General features: G+C 41.6%; 23 protein-coding genes. 15 read left to right on the top strand and 8 right to left on the bottom strand.

What is annotated here, in order from left to right; genetic code table 11:
* Window positions 1-45: 45 nt before the first annotated feature.
* The 4 genes from pafA to Q0R88_RS07920 all read right to left on the bottom strand — a co-directional run bounded on the left by pafA (window position 46) and on the right by Q0R88_RS07920 (window position 6,167).
* On the bottom strand, window positions 46-1,710 hold the full coding sequence (gene pafA, locus Q0R88_RS07905; protein ID WP_295714712.1) for an alkaline phosphatase PafA: 1,665 nt from the start codon (window positions 1,708-1,710) through the stop codon (window positions 46-48).
* Window positions 1,711-1,853: 143 nt separating this feature from the next.
* The gene (locus tag Q0R88_RS07910) at window positions 1,854-2,945 is read right to left on the bottom strand and encodes an acyl-CoA dehydrogenase (RefSeq protein WP_295714715.1); all 1,092 of its coding nucleotides are present in this window, start codon (window positions 2,943-2,945) and stop codon (window positions 1,854-1,856) included.
* 18 nt (window positions 2,946-2,963) lie between these two features.
* Window positions 2,964-3,611, bottom strand: coding sequence for a nicotinamide riboside transporter PnuC (pnuC, locus tag Q0R88_RS07915; protein ID WP_295714717.1), 648 nt, complete (start codon window positions 3,609-3,611; stop codon window positions 2,964-2,966).
* Window positions 3,612-3,713: 102 nt separating this feature from the next.
* Window positions 3,714-6,167 carry a TonB-dependent receptor gene (locus tag Q0R88_RS07920; protein WP_295714720.1) on the bottom strand — a complete coding sequence of 818 codons (2,454 nt, stop codon included), beginning with the start codon at window positions 6,165-6,167 and terminating at the stop codon, window positions 3,714-3,716.
* A 451-nt stretch (window positions 6,168-6,618) separates the two neighbouring features.
* Between Q0R88_RS07920 and aspS the strand changes: the two genes are divergently transcribed.
* The 9 genes from aspS (at window position 6,619) to Q0R88_RS07965 (ending at window position 13,925) form a co-directional block, all read left to right on the top strand.
* The gene (gene aspS, locus Q0R88_RS07925; protein WP_295714724.1) at window positions 6,619-8,364 is read left to right on the top strand and encodes an aspartate--tRNA ligase; all 1,746 of its coding nucleotides are present in this window, start codon (window positions 6,619-6,621) and stop codon (window positions 8,362-8,364) included.
* A 70-nt stretch (window positions 8,365-8,434) separates the two neighbouring features.
* Window positions 8,435-8,911, top strand: a complete 477-nt coding sequence (locus Q0R88_RS07930; protein WP_295714728.1) for an FKBP-type peptidyl-prolyl cis-trans isomerase — start codon at window positions 8,435-8,437, stop codon at window positions 8,909-8,911.
* A gap of 104 nt (window positions 8,912-9,015) precedes the next feature.
* Window positions 9,016-9,477, top strand: coding sequence for an FKBP-type peptidyl-prolyl cis-trans isomerase (locus Q0R88_RS07935; RefSeq protein ID WP_295714729.1), 462 nt, complete (start codon window positions 9,016-9,018; stop codon window positions 9,475-9,477).
* A gap of 112 nt (window positions 9,478-9,589) precedes the next feature.
* On the top strand, window positions 9,590-10,897 hold the full coding sequence (locus tag Q0R88_RS07940) for an amidohydrolase (protein ID WP_295714731.1): 1,308 nt from the start codon (window positions 9,590-9,592) through the stop codon (window positions 10,895-10,897).
* Between the two features lie 4 nt (window positions 10,898-10,901).
* A complete protein-coding gene (locus tag Q0R88_RS07945) occupies window positions 10,902-11,486 on the top strand; it encodes a hypothetical protein (RefSeq protein ID WP_295714734.1) in 585 nt (194 codons plus the stop codon).
* Window positions 11,487-11,537: 51 nt separating this feature from the next.
* On the top strand, window positions 11,538-12,047 hold the full coding sequence (locus tag Q0R88_RS07950) for a nuclear transport factor 2 family protein (RefSeq protein ID WP_295714737.1): 510 nt from the start codon (window positions 11,538-11,540) through the stop codon (window positions 12,045-12,047).
* 24 nt (window positions 12,048-12,071) lie between these two features.
* Window positions 12,072-12,737, top strand: coding sequence for a hypothetical protein (locus Q0R88_RS07955; protein WP_295714740.1), 666 nt, complete (start codon window positions 12,072-12,074; stop codon window positions 12,735-12,737).
* A gap of 7 nt (window positions 12,738-12,744) precedes the next feature.
* Window positions 12,745-13,608, top strand: coding sequence for a hypothetical protein (locus Q0R88_RS07960; protein ID WP_295714743.1), 864 nt, complete (start codon window positions 12,745-12,747; stop codon window positions 13,606-13,608).
* Between the two features lie 2 nt (window positions 13,609-13,610).
* Complete coding sequence (locus Q0R88_RS07965; protein ID WP_295714745.1) at window positions 13,611-13,925, top strand: protein tyrosine phosphatase; 315 nt, start codon at window positions 13,611-13,613, stop codon at window positions 13,923-13,925.
* 234 nt (window positions 13,926-14,159) lie between these two features.
* Here the strand turns inward: Q0R88_RS07965 and msrA are convergent, their stop codons facing one another.
* From msrA to Q0R88_RS07985, 4 genes are all read right to left on the bottom strand, one after another.
* Window positions 14,160-14,648 carry a peptide-methionine (S)-S-oxide reductase MsrA gene (msrA, locus tag Q0R88_RS07970; protein WP_295714747.1) on the bottom strand — a complete coding sequence of 163 codons (489 nt, stop codon included), beginning with the start codon at window positions 14,646-14,648 and terminating at the stop codon, window positions 14,160-14,162.
* A 151-nt stretch (window positions 14,649-14,799) separates the two neighbouring features.
* Window positions 14,800-16,134: a carboxypeptidase-like regulatory domain-containing protein gene (locus Q0R88_RS07975; protein WP_295714749.1), complete on the bottom strand. Its 1,335-nt coding sequence runs from the start codon at window positions 16,132-16,134 to the stop codon at window positions 14,800-14,802.
* Window positions 16,124-16,696, bottom strand: coding sequence for a sigma-70 family RNA polymerase sigma factor (locus Q0R88_RS07980; RefSeq protein WP_295714752.1), 573 nt, complete (start codon window positions 16,694-16,696; stop codon window positions 16,124-16,126). The genes Q0R88_RS07975 and Q0R88_RS07980 overlap by 11 nt, the downstream gene beginning before the upstream one ends.
* Before the next feature lie 284 nt (window positions 16,697-16,980).
* Window positions 16,981-17,811 (bottom strand): mechanosensitive ion channel domain-containing protein, encoded by an 831-nt coding sequence (locus tag Q0R88_RS07985; RefSeq protein WP_295714755.1) that lies wholly within the window; start codon window positions 17,809-17,811, stop codon window positions 16,981-16,983.
* Between the two features lie 581 nt (window positions 17,812-18,392).
* Here Q0R88_RS07985 and Q0R88_RS07990 point away from each other — a divergent pair.
* The 6 genes from Q0R88_RS07990 to Q0R88_RS08015 all read left to right on the top strand — a co-directional run bounded on the left by Q0R88_RS07990 (window position 18,393) and on the right by Q0R88_RS08015 (window position 23,111).
* Entirely contained in the window at window positions 18,393-19,670 is a 1,278-nt protein-coding gene (locus tag Q0R88_RS07990; protein ID WP_295714758.1) for a site-specific integrase, read from the top strand.
* Window positions 19,670-20,671: a hypothetical protein gene (locus Q0R88_RS07995; RefSeq protein ID WP_295714759.1), complete on the top strand. Its 1,002-nt coding sequence runs from the start codon at window positions 19,670-19,672 to the stop codon at window positions 20,669-20,671. Before Q0R88_RS07990 ends, Q0R88_RS07995 begins: the two co-directional genes overlap by 1 nt.
* Window positions 20,672-20,750: 79 nt before the next feature.
* Window positions 20,751-21,038 (top strand): hypothetical protein, encoded by a 288-nt coding sequence (locus tag Q0R88_RS08000; RefSeq protein ID WP_295714762.1) that lies wholly within the window; start codon window positions 20,751-20,753, stop codon window positions 21,036-21,038.
* 328 nt (window positions 21,039-21,366) lie between these two features.
* Window positions 21,367-22,113 (top strand): hypothetical protein, encoded by a 747-nt coding sequence (locus Q0R88_RS08005; protein WP_295714765.1) that lies wholly within the window; start codon window positions 21,367-21,369, stop codon window positions 22,111-22,113.
* 4 nt (window positions 22,114-22,117) lie between these two features.
* Window positions 22,118-22,909, top strand: coding sequence for a hypothetical protein (locus tag Q0R88_RS08010; RefSeq protein WP_295714767.1), 792 nt, complete (start codon window positions 22,118-22,120; stop codon window positions 22,907-22,909).
* Window positions 22,910-22,949: 40 nt separating this feature from the next.
* Window positions 22,950-23,111: a hypothetical protein gene (locus Q0R88_RS08015; RefSeq protein ID WP_295714770.1), complete on the top strand. Its 162-nt coding sequence runs from the start codon at window positions 22,950-22,952 to the stop codon at window positions 23,109-23,111.
* The last annotated feature ends 53 nt before the right edge of the window (window positions 23,112-23,164 follow it).

The following is a 23,164-nucleotide window of genomic DNA, read 5'->3' on the forward strand; positions in this document are numbered from 1 at the left end:
ATGAATACGAAATAGCCCCGCACCTTGTTACGGGGCATCCGTAACTTATTTTATTACTTCGCTAATGGTTTTGCCAATGTTGCCATCAGGTGCCTGTATGTGCAGCAATGAGGCTACGGTTGGGGCAATATCTGTCATATGCGTTTGGCGGGTTAGGCTGCCATGATTAATACCCCAGCCCATAAATACCAACGGGATATGTGTATCATAAGGTGCCCAGGTACCATGTGTGGTGCCGGTTGTTCCATGGCCTGAAAAATATCCGGGCTTTAACACTACCTGGATAGCGCCACTGTGCTCGGCACTATAACCGTTTATAATGCGGGTACGCAAATCCTCCGGAATAGTTGCCGCATTTACTCTTTGCATATCAACTGCAAATTGCACGTCCGGTTGTTTTTGCAGGTATTGGATACAATCAAACTTAATAGCATCCTCATTTAAACCAGCTTTTTTAATGGCCGCATTATTAAAGTTAACCTGGTAATTATCCATGCTGATCACCAGCTTATCAACCTTGTATTTATCGTTCAATAAGGCGTTCATTTCTTTTTGGGCCAGGCCATCGTCCCATGTGCCTGCCGGGATCTTATGATCAAGCAGGAAGTTTGGGTTGTGGGCAGCTCCATGATCGGCAGTTAAAAATACCGTGTAATTGCCCTTGCCCACGGTAGCATCAAGATAGTTAAAAAATGAAGCTATGTCGCGGTCAAGCCTCAGGTAAGTATCCTCGATCTCAACCGAGTTGGGGCCAAACTGGTGGCCAACATAATCTGTAGATGAAAGGCTGATAGCTAAAAAGTCGGTAACTGTATTTTTGCCCAGTTGCTCACTTTCAACAGCTGCTTTAGCCAAATCAAGCGTCATGGAGTTACCGTAAGGAGTTGAGCGGATCATACCTAAACGACCTTTATACAATTCAGAAGTTTTAACGGGCATGGTTGGCGCATCCATTCCGGCAAATTTGCCTTCGTATTTGCTGCTGTTATCCGGTGCGCTTTGCAGGTATGTTGCTATTGGGTAAAGGGTGTTCCAATCCTGTTTCAAATATTTTTCGGGGATCTTTTGATCGTTGAACTTTTTAACCCAGGCAGGCAGATCTGTCATGTAATAGGTGCTGCTTATCCAGTTACCGCTGGCATCATCAAACCAATAGGCCGCGTTTGCCGAGTGGCCTGCCGGTAAAATACCACCACGATCTTTCAATGCTATACCAATAACCTTTGAGCGGAAGTTGGTAGCTAATCTTAATTCATCGGTAACCGTGCTCACCAGCAAATTGCGGGGCGACATCTGGCCGGCTTTTGAGGTGCTGCCAACCGCAGTAACTGTACTATCATCCGTGCAGTACATTGATTTGCCTGTTGCCTGTACAATAAAATCGTTACCTGCAATGCCATGTATAGCCGGTACCGAGCCCGTGTAGATACAAGTATGGCCCGCGGCAGTTACCGTTGGTATATAATCAATATTGGTGTTTTCGCAGGTGTAGCCTTCGTTCAGCATGCGTTTAAATCCGCCGGTTTGGTAACGGTCATAGTAGCGGTAAAGATAATCCCAGCGCATTTGGTCAACCACCAGGCCAACAACCAGTTTAGGGCGGGGTACTGAGGTATTAGATGGGGCAGGTGCAGCAGCTTTTCTTTTTTGTGCCGATGCAGAAACAGTTACTATAGATAAGGAAATAAGCAGCAGATGTTTAAACTTCATTTTTATTTTACTTTGAATCGGCCAAATATCAGCAATGAAATTAAATAGCTATGTGAAGTTTTTGTTAATTATAGCTTATTGTTACAAAGGCCCTGGCCGACTTTCTCTCAAAAAAAAGGTCACCATGAGTAATGTTGTTGTTGTTAAGCGAGGCTAAACGTTAGCAACGAATGCTGGCTTGCGGTATGCAGATCACGCCATACCTGGCTAATTTCAGTATCGGGGTTTGCAGCGTGTAAGCCGCAATAGGGGTATAGCTGGTCAACACATTCGCGTGCTGTTTTGGCCAGTTTCCGGCTGCTTGTGCTTACTTCATTTAGATGGAAGTTGTCCCCGGTCAATTCTCCTTGCCAGGAGGCGTCAACAGCATGGTAAAAAACTTCGCGGGCATGATGTAGCTGCTCTGTTAGTTTGGTAAGTAATTGTTTTATAATTTCTTTTTGGGCGATGCTTAAACGTTTGCCCAATTGTTTTTCTTCAAATATTGGTTTGCAGAGATCCAGGAAATGGACCGCTAAGCCCGAGATATTGGCGGCAAGGGTTGCTTCGGCCAGTTGTAAAAACGGGTATTGATATAATGGTTCATTAACTACTGCAAATTCGGGGTCAATTTTAAAACACCTGTTGGCATTAACAAAAAGATCTTTTACCTCATAGGCATCACTGCCAGTTGCCATCATGCCAATGTATTTCCAGGCGGGCAAAATTTCCACATCTTTCCTGTCGAAAATAAAGGGGAGGATCAGTTCAGTGCCATCGTCATTTAAAACAGGTTCTTCACCGTTTTTAATAATGCAGTTGGCTGTTATATGTGTGGCATGATGTACCCCGCTGGCATATTTCCAGGTGCCATTGATAATATAGCCGCCATCGGTAATAGTTGCAGTACCGGTGGATGCCCCGCTGCCGGCCAGGCATAAATGCGGATTGTTTAATAACTCATGGGCTATATCGGCAGATAAAAAACCGCCAAACCAGCCGGCCCCGCTGCATAGCGTTACCACCCAGCCTAAACTGCCGTTGGCCCAGGCCAGGCTTTCTTCCAACCTTACCATATCCGGTAAAGCAAGTTGCAAGCCCGAGTACACTTCAGGAACAAGGAATTTAAACCAGCCCTGCTCATATATCAACTTAAGTTGATCGGGATGCAACATACCCTGCTTTTCGGCCTGTGGTGCTGTATCGCGGATTGTTTTTACCCAGTCGGGTTTAAGATGATATGAAGGATGGTTCATTTTAGAATTAGGATTAATTTAAGAATAAACACCTTTTGTCTTAACTCTTGATTCTTCGCTCTTTATTGTTTTCCCCCAGTCAAAATAACCCAAAAAGGCTATCACAAATAAAAAAATGGTGAGCAGTGCAAACATGGGTAGGTGTTTATAAAACAGAATAGGAATAGCAAACAGGTTTGATATGTTGAGGAATATCCAGTTCTCTATTTTTCGGCGGGCCAGCAGCCACATGCCTGCCCAGGCCGTTGATGATATCAAAGCATCCCAAACCGGTACGTTTGATGGGGTAAAGTATTTGGCAGGGAGGTTTTTGAGCAGTACATAAAAAAACACCCAACCAATAACAGCTATTGCCAGGCTTATCATCCACTCGGTTTTATTGCTCCGGCTAATCTTTACTGGCGGTTCGTTGCGGCGTTTTATCCAGTACCACCAGCCGTAAATGCTCATTACTACATAATAGGCATTGAGGATAGACTCGGCATAAAGCCCAACATCCATTAAAAGATAAATAGCTATAGCGGTGCCCAGGATGCCTGCGGGATAAAGCCAGATATTGTTTTTACGGGCCAGTAACACTTCGGCAACACCCAGTGCAACGGCAAGCCATTGCACCCAGGTGGTTTCCTTTATTTGTTCTATAAAAAGAGATAGCAGATTATGCATTATCGTGCCTCTTTAAATAAGTGAATTTGTTTCATTGCAATTCGTATTATCTACCATGCATTAATTCGTGAAATTCGCCCAAATTCGAGCCATTCGCGTGTATTAAAAATTCAGGCTCAGTGATGCCATAAAATTGCGCGGCGCCTGCGGGAAATAGTAATTATAATTTACCACATGCCCGCTCTCGATATCGGGATAGGTAGCACCGTTGGCCTCATACTTTTTGCTGAAAATATTATTAACCTGTAAACCCAAACCAATGTTTTTAACCGAGCTGATACTGAAATTATACCGCAGCCTTACATCACTTGTAAAATAGCTTTTAAGGTATCGGTTAACCGCGTAAGGGTTACCCAGGTTATCGGGCGCTATGTTAAAGCCTGCCGGGTTTTGGTTCATGGTATTATCCAGGTATTGCTTGCTCACATATTTGCTGATGAAAGCAATCTCGCCGCCTTTAATAGGGCTATAGCTGATAATGCTTGCCCCGGTAAGCGATGGCGAATAGGCAATTGTTGTTGTTTTAAAAGTTTCTTCAACCAGTGTGCCATCATCATAATTGGAGAAAAACTGGTGATAGTTTTTGATTTTGTTGGCGCTCCAGGTAGCGGTAAGTCCCCAGTTAAGCTGGCTGGTTATTCTTACCTTGCCATCCAGTTCGACACCCGCACGGTAGCTGTTATCCACATTGGTACGAATCTGCGAACCTACATCATTCAGGGCTCCTGTTAATATCAACTGGTTTTTATACAGCATATAAAACGCGTTGATACCGCCGCTGAAAATTTTACCTACAGTACGGTAACCGGCTTCAAAATCTTTCAGGTTTTCGGCTTTAGGTCGCTTTTGCGGAGGTGAATTTACATAGTCATCCCGGTTTGGCTCATGGTTGCCTACAGCAAATGACGCGTACACATTGCTTTGTTCATTAAGCTGATAGGTGATACCCACTTTAGGGTTAAAGAAATTCAGCTCGGCGCTTTGCTGGGCATTTTGCAGGTTTCTGTCAATACCGTAAAAGTTGTAGTAAATATGGCGGTACTGCACATCGGCATACAACAAAACATCATTTAAATGCCACTCGGCACGGCCAAAAATATTAAAGTCGTTCTTTTTAGCGTTGTCGCGGTAGTATTCGTAATTAGGACCGATACCCGCGCTCTCTTTGGTATAAATGACGTTGCCATAATGTGCGCCCGAGTATTGGTTATAAGCGCCACCCAAAGTCATGTTCAGGTTGCTTTCTGGCTGATATTTTAACGCATAGGTAACGCCATAAAATTCATTATCCAGCCAGCGACGGCGGGCCAGATCGGTATTGTTGATGGTATCTGTACCAATGATAACCGGTTTTAAGCCATAATTGGCTACAGCATCCTGCTGGCGGTACTCCTCGTAATAGCCTTTGCCTTTGGTGTAGTGCAAAGCGCCGCTGAATGACAGCTTGCTGCTTATTTTTTGATCATACAGTAACTGGTAATGGTTTTGCAGGTAATCATCAACCTGGTCTTTATAAAACGAGCCATCGGCCATTAAACCCAGTTCATTATAAGTGCGGTTATCAGATCGGGTGTTATCGCCTATCACATAATCGGCAATGCCGTTCCAGGCCTGGTAAGTACGCTCATGACCCGATATAACGTTGGCCCTGATAGTGCTGTTTTTACCGTACCAGGCAGCGCTCAGGTAAAGTGATTTTAAATCGGACGTTGCCCTGTCAATATAGCCATTGGAGTGAATGCGCGACAAACGGCCATCTAAACTAAAATGCCCACCCAGTAAACCGGTGCCCGCATTAACAGTATTTTTGATAGAACCGTAAGAACCTGCCGATGTATTGATCTCAGCATAGGCGGTATCTCTGCGGGTGGTTGTTTGAATATTGATGCTACCTCCAAATGCGCCTGCGCCGTTGGTTGATGTACCAACACCGCGCTGTACCTGGATGTTATCAACAGACGAGGCCAGATCGGGCAGATCAATAAAGTATGATCCCTGGCTTTCTGCATCATTCAACGGAATTCCATTGATGGTAACGTTAACCCTTGTGGCATCAGAACCACGGATGCGGATACCGGTATAGCCTATACCAGCGCCTGCATCAGAAGTAGTTACTACTGATGGAGTAAGGCTTAAGAGGTAAGGCAGATCCTGCCCAAAGTTATTTTTAGCCAGATCTTTTTTGCTGAGGTTGGTAAAAGCAGTAGGCGAGTTTTTAACCGCCCGGGTGGCGCTTATTGTCACCTCTTCGGCGGCAAACGTGTTGCTGTTGAGGGTTAAGTTGATAACTTCATTAGCACCTATAACGATATTTTTGCTAATAGTTTGATAGCCAATATAACTGGCGTTAAGCTGGTATTTACCGGCCTTAAGGTTGCTAAGTTGGTACTTGCCGGCTGCATCTGCAATAGCGCTGGCAGCAGGATTGGTAATGGTGACTGTTGCGCCGGGCAGGGCTTCGCCAGATTGGTTAGTGATTTTTCCGGATATGGAAAGTTGGGCCGATGCCAAAACGGGCAACAGCAATACGGCGATCGCCAGGTAGAAAAACTTCAAAATGTGTAAAAACTTAAAATTAGTTAAACCATCTGCTCACCAGGGTACAATGGCAGTACTCTTAACATGTTACCTCTCCCTACGCCGGCATTACCCGGATCAGGTGCGAGCGCCCCCCGCCCTCCTGAAGGGGGAGTAAATACGCCTAAAGTTTTTGCTTTAAGTTTTATTACTCCTCCTTTAGGGGGCTGGGGGGCTCTCTGGGTTTGATCTCAGCCTGTCTTTCAGTTTGGTAAAAACAATATGTTTTTGATTACACCAAAGCAAGGCACCCCTTGAGAATTATTTCGCAAAGGTAGGGATTTAGTCCGAAAGTAAAAAAAGGTGGAAAGTATGCGAGAAAAGATGTATAAATTCCTGAGTAAAATGCCCAACTTTTGGACTTTCATTCTTCGGGATTTTCGGACTTCCAACTAAAAACTTACTTTTGCGAACTTTTATAAATATAGTTATGCTTAGAACTCACACCTGCGGCGAATTAAATATCAGCAACTTAGGCCAATCGGTTACTTTGTGCGGATGGGTACAAAAATCGCGCGATTTGGGCGGTACCACGTTTATTGATATGCGTGACCGTTATGGTTTAACCCAACTGGTTTTCAATACAGATACAGATGCCACCCTGCGCGAAAAAAGCCGCGAGCTTGGTCGTGAGTTTGTGATCAAGGTTACCGGTAAGGTGCTTGAACGCTCCAACAAAAACACAAAAATACCAACCGGCGAAATTGAAATTGCCGTTGAAGATATAGAGATACTAAACTCGGCTAAAACCCCGCCTTTCCAGATTGAGGATGATACCGATGGTGGCGAGGAACTTAGGGCCAAATACCGCTATTTGGATTTGCGCCGTGCGCCAATACGCAACAACCTCATTCTGCGCCACAAAATGGCACAGGAGATTCGCAAATATTTAAGCGATCTTGAGTTTATTGAGGTAGAAACCCCGGTATTGATCAAATCGACACCAGAAGGTGCCCGCGATTTTGTGGTGCCAAGCCGCATGAACCCGGGCGAGTTTTATGCTTTGCCGCAATCACCACAAACATTTAAACAGTTACTGATGGTGAGCGGTTTTGACCGTTATTTCCAGATTGTGAAATGTTTCAGGGATGAGGATTTGAGGGCTGATCGCCAGCCGGAATTTACGCAGATTGACTGCGAGCTGTCTTTCATCACCCAGGAAGATATCCTGAATATTTTTGAAGGCTTAACCCGCCACCTGTTTACTACAGTAAAAGGCATCGATCTGGGCGATTTTCCGCGCATGCAATATGCCGATGCTATGCGCCTGTACGGTTCTGATAAACCTGATGTGCGTTTTGGGATGGAGTTTGTGGAGCTGAATGATATTGTTCAGGGTAAAGGCTTTGGCGTTTTTGATAATGCCGAACTTGTTGTGGGTATTAACGCAAAAGGTTGCGCCCACTATACCCGTAAACAATTAGATGAAATAACCGAATGGTTAAAACGCCCGCAAATTGGCGTTACCGGCATGATCTATTGCCGTTATAACGAAGATAGCACGCTAAAATCATCAGTTGATAAGTTTTACAGCGAAGATGAACTGACCAACTGGGCAGCGGCATTTGAAGCTGAAAAGGGCGACCTGATGCTGGTATTAGCCGGCCCTGCAGATAAAGTACGTAAGCAACTGAATGAGCTTCGCCTGGAGATGGGCAACCGCTTAGGTTTACGCGATAAAAATAAATTTGCGCCGCTATGGGTGTTGGATTTTCCGTTACTGGAGTGGGACGAAGAAACCAGCCGTTACCATGCCATGCACCACCCGTTCACCTCGCCAAAACCAGAGGATATTGCCCTGCTTGATACCGATCCGGGAGCTGTGCGTGCAAACGCGTATGACCTGGTAATAAACGGTACCGAGGTTGGCGGCGGATCTATTCGTATCCATGACCGTGCTACCCAGTCCCTGATGTTTAAGCACTTAGGTTTTTCTGCAGAAGAAGCGCAAAAGCAGTTTGGCTTTTTGATGGATGCCTTTGAATTTGGCGCACCTCCGCATGGTGGTTTGGCCCTTGGGTTTGATCGCCTGGTATCTATTTTCGCCGGTTTGGATTCTATTCGTGATGTAATCGCGTTCCCTAAAAACAATTCGGGCCGCGATGTGATGATCGATTCACCATCAACCATAGCTGATACGCAGATGAATGAACTTAAAATTAAAACAACGGTATAAATAAGTTTTTTTGAATTGTAGCGTTTGTTGTGGTTAAAGCGTATTCAAATTAAACTGATCTTTATTTAAAATGAAAAAAATTCTATTCTTATTTTTACTACCGTTAGCTATTTTTTCTTCGTGCTCAAAAAACAGCGATGTTGTACCTTATGATGCTGCTAAACAGGCGGCCATTGATGATGCTACTATAAAAACCTATCTTACCGCTCATCCGGAAATTACCAATGTGAAGGATACTTTAGGTGTTTATTACCAGGTTATTACGCCGGGAACAGGCGTGTATCCTACAGATGCATCAACAATTAATGTAAATTATACCGGCACACTGCTTGATGGCACCCAGTTTGACGCCAATACAAATTATTCCCAAACATTAGGAAATTTAATATTGGGATGGCGAATAGTATTGCCACATGTAAGAACCGGGAGTAAGGTTTTAATGCTTATTCCATCAGTTTATGGCTATGGTAACTATGCAACCGGAAAAATACCTCCCAATTCTGTATTGTTATTTTCGGTTACGCTAATAGCGCCCAATAACCAATAATATTTTAATTATTAAAAGAGGCCTGGAATTGTTAATTCCGGGCTTTTTTAATTTGGTATATTTCCGATGTTTTAATACACCTAAAAAGGTTAGAGATTATTTGAATGAAGAATTTATTGTTACTGCTATTTATTCCATCCATTGCAATAGCCTCCTGCTCTCGCGCACCGTCTGTTGATAAGGTAAAGCAAGCCAAAATCGATGATTCAATTATCCGCGTTTATCTTTCAAACAACCCTATGATCAAAGCGGTTAAAGATCCATCGGGGCTGTACTACCAGGTTGTTAAACAAGGTACGGGCACTTACCCCAACAGCAATTCAATGGTGACCGTAAATTACAAGGGTAAACTGATCAATGGCGGGCCCTTTGATTCAGCTAACGGCTTTTCCAGTTCACTTGATGGATTAGTAAAGGGCTGGCAAATAGGTATCCCACATGTAAAAGCAGGTGGTAATATTTTGCTATTTGTTCCCTCGGCTTTGGGTTATGGTCCAAGTGGTGGCGGCCCTATACCCGCAAATGCAGTTTTGATATTTGATATCGACCTGGTTAGTTTTAAGTAAACTATCAAAATTGGCCCGCCGGGGAGGGTTGGAACAGTGCCTGAAATATGCTTACGCATGTGTTAGTACATTCAAAGTATTGTTCTTATATTAACTGTTCCAAAAACTCCTTATGAAAACAAAATCGATCTTGTTTTTTTTATTGTTTGCAGTACAGGCATTTGCACAAAATGCTGCCCGCATAACACAGGTTAGTAACAAGGCCGATGCCCTAAAAGACCAGGTAATTGCCTGGCGGCGCGATTTTCATGAGCATCCCGAACTGGGTAACCACGAGATACGCACATCGGCTATAATTGCTAAACATTTGCAGTCGCTGGGTATCGAGGTGCAAACAGGCATAGCCACAACGGGGGTAGTTGGCATTTTAAAGGGAGGTAAACCCGGCCCTGTAGTTGCCTTGCGTGCCGATATGGACGGGTTGCCTGTAATTGAACGCACAGATGTACCTTTTGCATCGAAAGTAAAAACTACCTATAATGGGCAGGAGGTTGGCGTTATGCATGCCTGCGGTCATGATTCGCACATGGCCATTTTAATGGGTGTGGCACAGGTGCTTTCAACTATGAAAAGCGAACTGCATGGTACCGTTAAATTTATTTTTCAGCCCGCCGAAGAAGGGGTTGAACCCGGTCAAAAAGGCGGTGCGGAGGAAATGGTGAAAGAGGGTGTACTTGAAAATCCTAAGGTTGATGTGATTTTTGGTTTGCATATCAACTCACAAACCGAGGTTGGCAAGATCACCTATCGCCCGGGCGGAACAATGGCCGGGGTTAACGATATGCAGATCATTGTAAAAGGACGATCGGCACATGGAGCCTACCCGTGGTCGAGCATTGACCCTATAGTGGTTGCTGCCGAGATCATCAATAACCTGCAAACTATTGTGAGCCGAAACATTAACGTTACCGAAAATCCGGCGGTTGTAACTATTGGTGCTATAAAAGCGGGAAATCGCTCAAACATTATACCCGAGAGGGTGGAGATGCTGGGCACCCTGCGCTCATTTACCGCGGCCGACGAAAAGCTATTAGTTGAGCGTGTTACACAAATAGCTACTAAAACTGCCGAAGCCCAGGGGGCAACCGCCGAAGTGAAGATCCCTTACAGTAATCATTACCCGGTTACTTATAACAACCCGGAGCTTACCCAAAAAATGCTGCCCAGTTTGCAAAAAACGGCAGGGGCCGAAAATGTACTATTGCGCCCGCCGGTAACCGGGGCCGAGGATTTTAGCTTTTACCAGGAAAAAGTACCGGGACTGTTTATCTTTTTAGGCGGAATGCCTAAAGGGCATAATCCGCTTACAGCGCCATCACATCACACACCAGATTTTTATATTGATGAAAGTGGTTTTACTTTAGGTGTTAAGGCCTTGTGTAATTTAACGTTAGATTATATGGCATCCAAAGGGAAGTGATATAATGAAGTATTTTATAGGATTGTTGGTATTGCTGGGCTTTGGCTGTAAGCAAGCCGATAATCAAAACAGGACTGGTAAGAAACGCGATGGCACAATGCTATTGTTATCAAACCAAACAGAATGTTTGGATTGGGAGAGCATTAAATTGAACGGAACTATTCCTATGCTATCAGACTTCAAACAAACGGTAAAAGAGTTGGGTAAACCGGATAGTATCGTCCCGTCAAAAAACAGGAACATAAGTACATCTTTTTTTAACAAGCAAAAGTGGAATTATTGTTATTTTAGAGGTCTGGAATTTGAACAATCAAACGATAGATTGGCTTTTCGGAGTGTTGATTTTAGAATAAACACTGCCCTTTTTTTAAAGAGTGACAAGATCAGATTGGGTTATGCAACAACACTGGCCAATTTTAAAAAGGTTTTCCCCAAAGCTGGCAGCAATGAGCTTGATCATACCGCGATGGATGAATACATAGCGATAGATATAAATGCTGCTAAGGACGGAAAGGATGATCAATGGATGTTGACATTTAGTGCAAATGGTAATAATTTGCTTAAAATTGAATACTGGATTGCGGATTGATGTTTAACTTTATAAACTCAATTGCGAGAAGAATGGGCTATATTAACTGATATGATGAGGAAGAGCATATTTACTATGGTGCGTGTGGGCCTGTTATTGATTTTGATAACCGGGCAAAAAGCCATGGCGGCAGGTGTGAACCTTGCCGATACCGTTAAAAAACTAAACCCCGAAGTTCTGCAATCCGTTAATACGGTGTTAAAAGCATGTTATACTTTTGATATTGATAAAGTTACCGATATGTACGCGCCAAACGCAGTTGTTACGGATGAGCAACAACCTTTTTCGTGGAATGGCCAGTTGGCTGGTGTGCAGTGGGTAAACTCGGTTCAAAAGGCTGTTCGGGAATTTAAAATAAAGGATTTTACAGTTATCGTTAAACGGATCAAGATTTTTAGGCAAACAGAGGAGTTAGCCTATTTAATTGTCCCGGTTGAATATACGGGCACAGTAAACGGCGACCCATTTAATGAAGAGGGCGCATTTTCTTTCGTGTTTCGTATTGTAAGTGGTAAATGGCTCATCAAGAGCCAGGCCTGGGTACCCAAGAATGGCCTGTGATCTATTTAAACATCAACTACTTATATGGAGCCTGTACTTATATTGTTTAAAAGGTTTAATGATTTAGCCCTTGCCAATGCCCTTACTGCGGTATTGGATGAGCACCGTATTGAATATACCATTGAAGAAATAGGCACATCATTTGATCCCGCTTTCAGGCGAAATGAGCTATTAAGCGAGTTTTCTGTAAAAATAAAAGCCGAAGATTTTGAAACGGTGAATCAGCTGCTGAAGGATAGCGAAATTGAAAATATCAACAACGCGGATCATGATCATTATTTGTACGGTTTTACAGATGAGGAATTGATGGATATACTTGCAAAAGCCGATGAATGGAGCGCTTTTGACTACCTGCTGGCCCGTAAAATACTTACAGAACGTAGGGTTACCATCAATGAAAAAATGTTAACCGACCTGAAAGCCGACCGCCTTGAAGAACTAAAGGCACCCGAACCATCGCAAAAAACATGGATAATTGTGGGCTACCTATTTGCCCTGGCCGGCGGCATATTGGGCATTTTTATAGGCTGGCACCTGGCAACCTACAAAAAAACATTACCTGATGGTGAACGGGTATATGGTTATAATGAAAACGACAGGCAGCAAGGCAAATGGATTTTTTATATTGCTATCGCGATTTTTGTGATTAGTATTATTTATAAAATAGCGCCGGTATTTACGGAAAATTAACGGCCACATGAAAAGAAAGATACTACTATTATGTGCGTTAACGATTTATGCGATAGCAGCAGCAGCCCAACAAAAAGACATTTCCAGGGTAACTGATAGTATAGTTAATGAGGGCAAGGCTCTTTTTCGCTCTGAATGGGCTTCATGGTATGGAACAGATATATTTTTAGAAAAATGTAAAGATAAGCGTGACCAGGTTGGCGGCTATTTATCCTATGAAACTCAAAATGGTTTAGCAAATGTATTTTTCTCAAAAGGGGAAAAGCCAGCTGTATTGGGCACAACTTTGTTTGGTAATGATTTTAATGAAAACAACTACAAGTTTGATACTGTAGTTCGAAAGTTCAGTGAAATAGAGCAGGAATTATACAACATGAGGCAAGTCGCCATTAAGCGGGTTAATACTGATACTACATTTAAATATTATAAAAATACAAGCCTAAATCCTGTACCCATAATTATAAAAGGTGTTAAAAAGGTGTATGTTTTAACTGGTACGCATGAGCAGGGAGTGGTTGTTTTTGGTAATGATTATCTTATAAGCTTTGACAATGACGAGGTTGTAAGTGTGAATAAATTGCACAAAAATATTATTCCGGCTTACTTTACTAATGTCCCTGCCGATAGCATTAAGAAGGAAGTTTCTTCAATGCATTCACATTTGCCCCAAACCGGTGATTTTATTACGGCAACAGATATTTGCACCTTAATGCTTTATGAAAAGCTAACCACCTGGCAGCAGTATTATGTTATATCGGAAAAATATGTATCTATATGGGATTGCAAAAAAAATGATCTTTTTGTAATGACAAGGGAAGCGTGGAAAAGAATCGCTGACGATCAGACTATCAGGCATCCAAAAAAACAATAAACTTGGCTAATCTCCTCTTCATCTGTAGTAAAAACCAATGGCGCAGCCCTACTGCCGAGTTACTGTTTAAAGATCACCCGGAACACAAAGCGTATTCCGCCGGAACAAGTGATAAGGCACGTACCCGGGTAAATCAAAAAATGATTGACAGGGCTGATGTTGTGTTTGTAATGGAGCGCAAGCACAAAGAATTGCTTAAACAGCGATTTGAAATAGGCAACAAACCTTTAATTGTACTTGATATTGAAGACGAGTACCAATTTAATGACCCGGAATTGGTGAAGATTTTGCAGGTTGTATTGAGCGATTATATCTAAGGCGTTGTCTAAATTGATTTATTAACTTTTAATGAAACACATAACCATGCGTCATTGTGAATCCATCAGGAGTAACCCTGAAAAGATGGCGATGACGTATAGCAAGCGCTTTCGTAGAGACGCATATTTGCGTCTCCAGCTATACAGAGCGGATTTGCCTTTCCGATTTGCACGCGGGAGACGCAAATATGCGTCTCTACAAAAAAAATACTAGTCTCAACAACTTTGTAATTACTACAGTTTCCAGTCGGGCCTTTCAAAGTGGCAGGTATATCCGTAGGGGTGTTTCTTTAAATAATTCTGGTGTTCTTCTTCGGCGTTCCAGAAATCAGTTGCGGGGACAACTTCTGTTACTATTTTCCCCGGCCACTTACCAGAGGCTTCCATATCTGCAATTAAAGCTTTGGCTGTTTCGCGTTGTGTTTCATCCAGGAAAAAAATGGCGGACCGATAAGAGGTGCCGATGTCATTTCCCTGCCTGTTGCGTGTTGTTGGATCATGAATTTGGAAGAAATATTCAAGCAGTTCACGATAGGGCAAATGTGCGGGATCAAATATAACCTCTATGGCTTCGGCATGTGTTCCGTGATTTTGGTAAGTTGCATTACGTACATCACCGCCTGTGTATCCCACTACTGTTGAAATAACACCCGGGTAATTTTTAATAAGGTCTTCTACACCCCAAAAGCAGCCACCGGCCAAAATCGCTTTTTCAGTATTCATATGGCTTCGTTTTTTAATAGATTAAAGGTAGGGTACAAATGGGTAAACGGCAAGGGTTAATGTGAAATGATGTGGTCTGTGAATCCCGCAAATCATCATTAAAGGTAAACCCGCTTTTCTGTGGTGATTCCTGAGGCTAACCCCTTGATTGTTATTTTTGTTGCTGGAATTTTACCTTAACCGTAACTTCTTCGGGTTTGCCCGTACTGTTCCCTACCCAGGTGGGGCCAGCCTTTATCAGATCAATAGCTTTTTGATCGGCTGTGGGGGTAAGGCTTTTTTTGATCTTAAAATCGCTCAATGATCCATCGCCATTAACGGTAAATGTTACGCTAACGGTCCCGGTAACTTCTCCGTTGGGTAAAACGGCATTGGCCTGCAGGTATTTTTTAAGGGCGCTCATATTGCCTTGCGGATGGGCGTTTACAACAGCTTCTTTTTTTACACTTCCGTAGCCAACCGCAACTTCATTTAGGGCGCCATCGGCAGGGTTAAGTTCAACTTTTAGGCTATCCCCGCCTTTTACGCTCACCTGTTTAGGTAAATATCCAATAGATGCTATGGCTAATGTTTGCTTATTGCTGCTTGCCGGCATTGAAAAATGGCCATTCACATCGGTCACGGTGCTTTTATTGGTTCCCTCTATCCTAACGGCCGCGCCAATCACAGGAGCACCATCGGGCCTGGCAATGATTATTCCGTTGATACTGTTATAGCCAAATTGCGTTTTGGAATCTTTGGAGGTTACTATAGTTAAACCGCCAACATTGCCCTGCAATTTATATTCAAGAGGAGCAGAGGCTTTGTCCCGTGCTTTTTTTGCAAGTGCTGCCAGGCTATCGCTATTGTTCTTCGCTTTTGGGGTTTCGGTATAATTTGATGCTACTATCTCGCTTGCTGATACAACTTCTTTATCATCGTCTGTTTGCTCTTTTGGTTTTGCAACTGCAGACACAGGCGCTGGCGGCAGGCTGGCGACTGCATTATTATCGCCAGATGATATTTCGTCCTGGTAAACAGATTTATTGCCCGATTTTAATACGGTGGTTTTTTTTGCATTTTGAGTAAGCAGAGGAGCCTGGACAACGGTAACAGGCTTAGCCGGTGTTACGGTATCCTTCAACTCAACATTTGTTTTATCTTTTTTAAGCGTAACCAGTTGTTGATCGGCAGTTTTTTCGGTTACCGGAGTTTTCCTTAACCACAAGGCGCCAATGGTTAATATCACCAAAACAGATGCTGCTATTGACCATATTTGCCACGAAAAAACACGGCCTTTCTTTGGTTCAATGCGCTGATGTAATCTTTCGGTCAGTTTGGCCAGGTTGGCCTGCTGGTCTTCGGGAGCTGCTTCAAAACCTTCAATTGCATCCATTAAAAAAGGATCATCAAGCGCTTCCCGTTCAAGCCTGTGCATAGCTTTGGCATCAAGCTCCCCGTTAAGGTACTTCCTGATCTGCAATATGTCGGCTTTTTTAGTATTCACTTTTCTTCTCCAGGCAAATTTTAAGGTTGCGCTTACCGTTTTGAATGTAACTCTTTACTTCATTCAGGCTAAAATTGGTTATATCGGCTATTTCTTTATAGCATTTCTCTTTTAAATAAAATAAGTCAATGCTTTGTTTTTGTGCACCGGCCAGTTTATCAATACACTGTTCTAAGGCTTTATAAGCTTCTTCGCGGTTATTATCATCAGGATGCAAAAACGGGGTAAATTCCATAACGTCATCTAAATTAACCACTGTTAATTTTTTGCCCGCCCTTAATTGCATTAAGCAATAATTGCGCCCCAATACATATAGCCAACTCCTGAATGTGTTGATGTGGTGATTTTTAACCTTTATTATCAGCTCCTCAAATATCCCCATCACAGCATCTTTGGCCAGGTCCTCATCTTTCAGATATTTTAAACAAACGCCATAAACCAAAACCATATATCTTTCATATAGTTTTCCTAAAGCCGCCACGTCGCCGTTGTTACGGTATACGATAAGCAGTTCTTCATCCGTTGATGTGTCTGTTTTACCTGGTTTAATAAAATTGGTCATTAAAAAGTGCAAAATAAAATTTTAAAACCACTTACGGAAATTAAGAATTGGCTGCACCTGTATTTATAAAACGAAAAAGGGCAAAAATGTTGCATCCATTTTAATAAATATGATAATCCATATCAAATTAATGGCGGCGTTTGTGGATACCGGGGGTGCGTTAACAGGATTGAAGTTAGCGGGGGGATTTGCGGGGGTGATTGAACCTGCGTAAAATGAGCAATTATGCCGGTTGCTATTAGGAAGATGAATGCCCGACATTGTGTGCCGGGCATTTATAATATTTACGCTGATGTTGGTGTGGCATCCAGCTGGGTAACAAATAAATGCGGTTTTGGAATCACGATCTGGTGATCGTCAAAAGCTTTTTTAACCAGCTCCTGTACGCCAAAAAGTACGGTCCAATAATCATTGGCTTTGGCAAAAGGGCAAATGCCGAGCACTATTTTACCTTCATGTAGTTTAGAAACATTTACAACAGGCGCCGGAGTTGCCAATACCAGCGGATGCGAGAGGCAGGCATTAACAGCTATCTGGCGTACGTTATCCATATCGCTTTGTGGTGCAATTTCAAGTGAAATATCTACCCTGATATTGCCATGCCTGCTGTAGTTAACAATGGTATTGTTTGATACGGCGCCGTTTGCAAGGATGACGGTTTTATTATCGGGCGTAAGTAAAATGGTATTAAAAATCTGTATTTCAATTACCGCGCCGCTTTGGCCCTGGGATTCAATGATATCGCCAATTTTGAATGGTTTAAAAACCAGGATCAAAACACCGCCTGCAAAGTTGGCTAATGATCCCTGCAGCGCCAGGCCCACAGCTAAGCCAAGAGCACCAATTATTGCTACAAACGACGTGGTTTGGATGCCCAGCATGCCGGCAACCGTTATAAGTAATAATACCCTTAGGCCGGCCATCATCAGGCTGCTCAAGAATGATTGAAGGGATACGTCAATTTTTCCTTTAGCCATGGAGGCATTAAGTAAACGCCCTATCCAGCTAATAACGTAAAGGCCGATAATAAATACCAGCAGTGCACCAAGTAACTTAATACCGAATGTGCTTAACCACGCAAAAATTGCGGTGGAGTAAAAGGATACATTTTGCATAATAAAGGAAGGTTTTGGAGATTAATGGAATTTATTTTTATGATTAGTTGTTGCAAGACTATGGCAGTTAATGCCCGGTTAATATACAAATTAAAAGCGGACTGCTTATTTGTAAGTGAAACATTAACAGGCACTTAATAATAAGTGGGACTGGTAAATAAATTTCTAATTGTTCATATTTTTTAATTAGATATAAAATGATATTTACTGTATTGCAAATCAGAAAGGTTTTAATTAATTCCTTTTCACGCTCAAATTAAATTACGGAATAAGAATCAGGAGATAAGTTGTACTATTCTCTCTGGAAATAAAAAAAACTGCGACATGCCCTACTTTTTTGGGAGTTAGGCGGTTTTGAGCCGCTCTTTTTTTATGAAAAGATGTTTGTACAATAAATCTTTAATTATTGCTATAGCCTAAAGTTTTATTATTTTTGGACACATAAAATTAACGACATGAATTTTCCCGCTGAAGGAAAATTCATTTAATTTATCAATATTTAAACCGCCTTAATTTCTATTAAAATCTGCCTTTAAACCCGTTAATTGCACAATCCATTATTTACTAATATTTATTAATGTGTGCAATATGTTTGTTACTGTGTGTGCAAGTGGTTATATTTGAGCATGGCAAACGCAGCTAAGTTTTTAGATAAAAGATTCACCCTGGCAGACGGCACGTATAAAGTCCGCGTTCGCGTCAGCCATGAAAGAAGATCAGTCTATCTAAATACCAAATATTCATTTGACGAAAAAACCTATAAGAGTAAAATCGAAAAAGGTTTAAACATGAATAAAAATGAAGATTTGTTAAGAGCAAAGGCCGACATAGAAGCAATAGAATTAAAGGCAAATGAAATTATAAAGGAATTGCCTGTCTTTAGTTTTGAAGCGTTTAAGGCTCGGTTTGAACAAAGGGGGGACAGGTCAGACATTGTGTCCTTGTTAATTGAGGAATCTGAAATCCTAAAAAAAGGCAATAAGTTTTCAAATGCAAATATTTATTTAAGCGCCGGGAATCTCTTTAAACGATATGCCAAAGAACAGTATAAGAAAGATGCTTTGAAGGTAAGCGATCTTACTGTTAGCGAGTTGAATAAATTTCAACAGTGGGCTGAAAAAGAGAAATATAGCCTTACTACAATCAGTATTTATTTAGTAAGGACTAAGAAAATATTTAACGACCTTATTAAATCGGGGGAGGTAAGTAAGCACCGGTACCCGTTCGGTAAAGGACTTTATAAAATACCCGAATCTACTAATTCAAAACGGCCCCTTTCCATTAATGAGATAATGGCAATTTATAATTATCAGCCAACTTCAGATAACGAGGAATTTGCTAAGTCAATGTTTATTTTCAGTTATTTATGCAGCGGGATGAACATGGCTGATATATTCAGTCTAAAAAACTCTGATTTTGGCGATGATCGTTTAACGTTTGTGCGTAGAAAAACCAAGAATAAAACGCCCAGGACATTAACGGTTATGCTTAATGATGATATCAGGGATATCATTCGCCGGCACAAGGTGCATATTATAAATTCTGACTATGTTTTTAAGGTTATCAATGAAAGCATGAATGAACAGGAACAGCATACTGCGATAGGCCTTTCAGTAACCTATATTAATAGATCATTAAAGGCGATAGCTAAAAAATTAGGTTTGCCAGGTACCATATCAACATATTTTGCCCGGCATAGCTTCGCCACTATATTAATGGAAAGCGAAGCTCCCCTGGCCTTTATTAGCCAAAAATTAGGACATTCAGATTTAAAAACCACGCAAATTTATTTGTCTCAATTCTCAAAAGAGAAGGAGGAAAACTATACTTCTAATTTATTAAATAAAAACATAGTGTAATGAAAACAATCGAAGCCGACTTTGATAGTGAACTAATTAAAGCAAAATTTCCGTACAAAGAATTGATACTTAGTAATGCGTTATACAAAGATTCCCTGTTTAATGAGTTTAAAAATTTACAAACGAGGCCTAAACAATCAATATTTATAGAAGAACATTTGAGTATTACTGATTTGCACTCAGAGAGAGCAGGCAACCCATCCGGATCTACTGGCGCGGTTGAGACATGTTACTATCAGTTAACAAACGAATTTTATGAACTGTTAAGCAATGGCACTTTACAGGAGAAATATAATGGCCGGGACATTTTGCATACGTCTTCAGTTAAAGCTTTAACCGAGGTTGGCAATAAAATGAGATCGTTTGAAAAATACGTTCTTGAGAACGAAGAAATCAGTAGCTACAATGGATATGCTAAAGCGGTAAGTAGTAAAATAATAACGTTACTTAATGGCTTCTCCTTCAAGAATGAACTTTTACTTATTCTTGCTTCAAGTGAAAAAAGCAAAAGTGTATCGGTATTGTTTATTCTTAATGGAGGCGACATTAATGAGATTGAAGAAAGGTACGGAAATCTTAAAGTGTATTTTGATGGATTTATTAACGATGAGTTAAAGAATGCAAGAAGTGTACACCCGGCTGAAACAAAATTTGAATCTTTAAAGGTAAAATTAACCAAATATGGATTTTTTACTTTGCCTAAGGTTAGGCAATTGCATTGTGTAGATAGACAAGATAAACTTGTTGAGTTACTAGCCAGCAACGACGCGCCTTATCAAATCGCGATGTTTGACTACTTAAATTTTTTAGAATTTACCAAGCTTAATTATGCAAAAAAGCAAACTATACAGGCCAGGAATAAACTGATTGCTGAAAATATCATTGGCAGACATGAAGATACAGTTAAAAACCTAATAAATTATTTATCCAGGCCTGACAACAAGAGATATACTGCAGCATTGCATAAAAATGATGTTGTAAATGATTTCAATAACCTATAAGGAAAAAAAGGGGGTACTACCCTATTTGTGCCCCTAAATGCCCTCTGTACCATTGTACTGTATTAAAGAAAACAGCACAATGGAATCAACATTTGAAAATTTACCTAAAATAATCGCCCAGCTTTTTAGTAAAGTTGAGCGAATTGAAAATTTGCTTGCTACCCCGAAAGTAGTCCCCGCTTTTCCTAAGTGGGTTGAAATAAATGGAGCATCTAAAATAACCAGCAAAACCCCAAATGCTTTACGTGTCCAAGTTTCATTAGGGAACTTAAAGGCGGTTAAAAGAGGTAGTCGCCTTTACTTTGATAGTGAATATCTTGAAAAATGGGTGTCGGGTGCTCTTGTTAGTACAGAACAGGAGGCTTAAAATGCATACCGCAAATCCAAGCCCTAAAAATCACAATGGTAGCGCCGGCAAGCCTTCCCGCCACATGTACAATGATTTTGACGGCGAGTTAAAATTAGTCCGTGCTTATCTAACAACCAGGATAGCAACTGCAACGATGTGCAGCGTAGACCTTGGTATCTACCGTCCGAACCTGTGTAGGTACGTCGCAGAGTTAACGAAACAGGGCTTATTATCTATTGTATGTGTGAGTAAGTGCGAGATTACCGGTTTTAAGGCCGGGTACCTAACATCCAATCCTGATCTAATAGAAAGAATTAAGGAAAAGAAAGGGTTCATAGGTTAACCGATGAATTACATCCTGCAGGTTAACGCATTTTGGGTAAGGAAAATCGATCGTCCTTTAAAAACATCATCGACAGCACTTTATTTTGCTCTACTTGACAAAAACAATAAGCTTGGATGGCGCGAAACTTTCAGTGCCCATTACGAGGCGATGATGGAGCAAGTAGGTATATCAAAAAATACTTATTACGATTGCATTAAAGAGCTTGTGGATGGAGGGTATATTCAATATTCAGCATCTAATAACCGAGTACTGACAGGGGTCATTAAAATAATTAACCTTTCCCAAATTTTGGTAAACGAGTTGGTAAACGACCAGTACCAGCCTTGTGACACGACCAGTGAACCGAGTTGTGACACGACCAGTACCCTAATTAAACCTATAAACACAAAACAATCAAAACCTGTAAACAAAATAATAGATTTTGATTTGGTTTTTAATAATCCCGAGTTTTCAGGAAGCTCTGAAGAGATGGTTACCCTCTTCAAACGGTGGTTAGATTATAAAAAATCTATAAGTGATAGCTACAAATCGGTTGATAGCGTCATCACATCCTTTAAAAATTTAAAAAAATATTCCGGCGAAAATTTTGAGCTCGCTGTGGAAATAATCGATGCAGCAATCGGTAGTGGGTACAAGGGTTTTTTCCGGCCGAAAGCTGGATCAGCTCCGCGCGCCTCTTCCCCAACTGCAAGCAAAGCCCAAAGTTTATACAGCCAAAAGATAGCAGTAAATTTTACAAACGACTAATATCATGAACACCATTACAAACCTTTCAATTGTTAATGTAAATGAAACAGGCATTATCAAGCCAGTTAATCCTTATGTGGCCGCCTTAACGCTTACCAGGCCAATGCTTGAACTTGAGATTAAGGATAGAAAATCGCATCTGCTTTCGTGTATACAGACAGCTATTTTAATTGCGGGATGGAAAGAACAGCACATTAACGATTTAGTAGCAAACGTCTATTTACTAATGCCTGAAATTAATGGCCGGTTAAAAGCCATGACCGAGGCCGAAGTAAGGGCGGCTTTTGAAAACGGAGCAAAGGGCTATTATGGCGAAAATAAGGCTGGGATGTGCGCGGCAACCTGTATCAAATGGCTTTATTCCTATTATTTGGATGCTAAGCGGATAGAGGCTAAAAAAACAATTCAGGCTCAACAAACTCAAGAGCAGCCCGTGCCCGCAGCAGAACTTCCCAACACTGAAAGGCAGGCGTTAATTCAAAGCGCTTACGGTAAATACCTGGAAACAGGATCTTACCACGATTACGGCAACCTTATTTATAACCTACTGGATAAAGAGGGTTTGTTGCCGTATTCAACACCTGAAAAGAAAGTTTTCCTCGAGAGCGCCCGTAAATCATTACACGCCAAATTACAATTCGCGAACAACCTGCAGGAACGCCGCGAAAACGACAGAAAGATAGCAGACCTTATGGAGAGTGACACAAACGCCATTACGGAGGCTAAACGAATGTCCCTGCTTGATTATTTCACAAAAACAAAGCATACGGGTGCTAAAGAAATAATATTCCGCTAAAGCCTTTAAATGCCTGAAAACAACAATTGAATAAAACAACATGGAAACCATTGAACAAAAAATTAAAACCCTTGAATCCAAGATAGCAGAAATCGAGGCCAGGGGAAAGAAACCAAACGAAGATCCTGCCGGCAAACCGGACATCGCCGCTGCTATCCGCAAGTATACTGCTGAACAAAATGCTAAAAACCTAAAAAAATAGATATGAAAAGTTTAAAAAATAAAGAACAAATGGACAAAAACTTAGCTGGCAAC

The organism is Mucilaginibacter sp. (assembly GCF_025362475.1).
In the GTDB taxonomy this organism is placed as follows: domain Bacteria; phylum Bacteroidota; class Bacteroidia; order Sphingobacteriales; family Sphingobacteriaceae; genus Mucilaginibacter.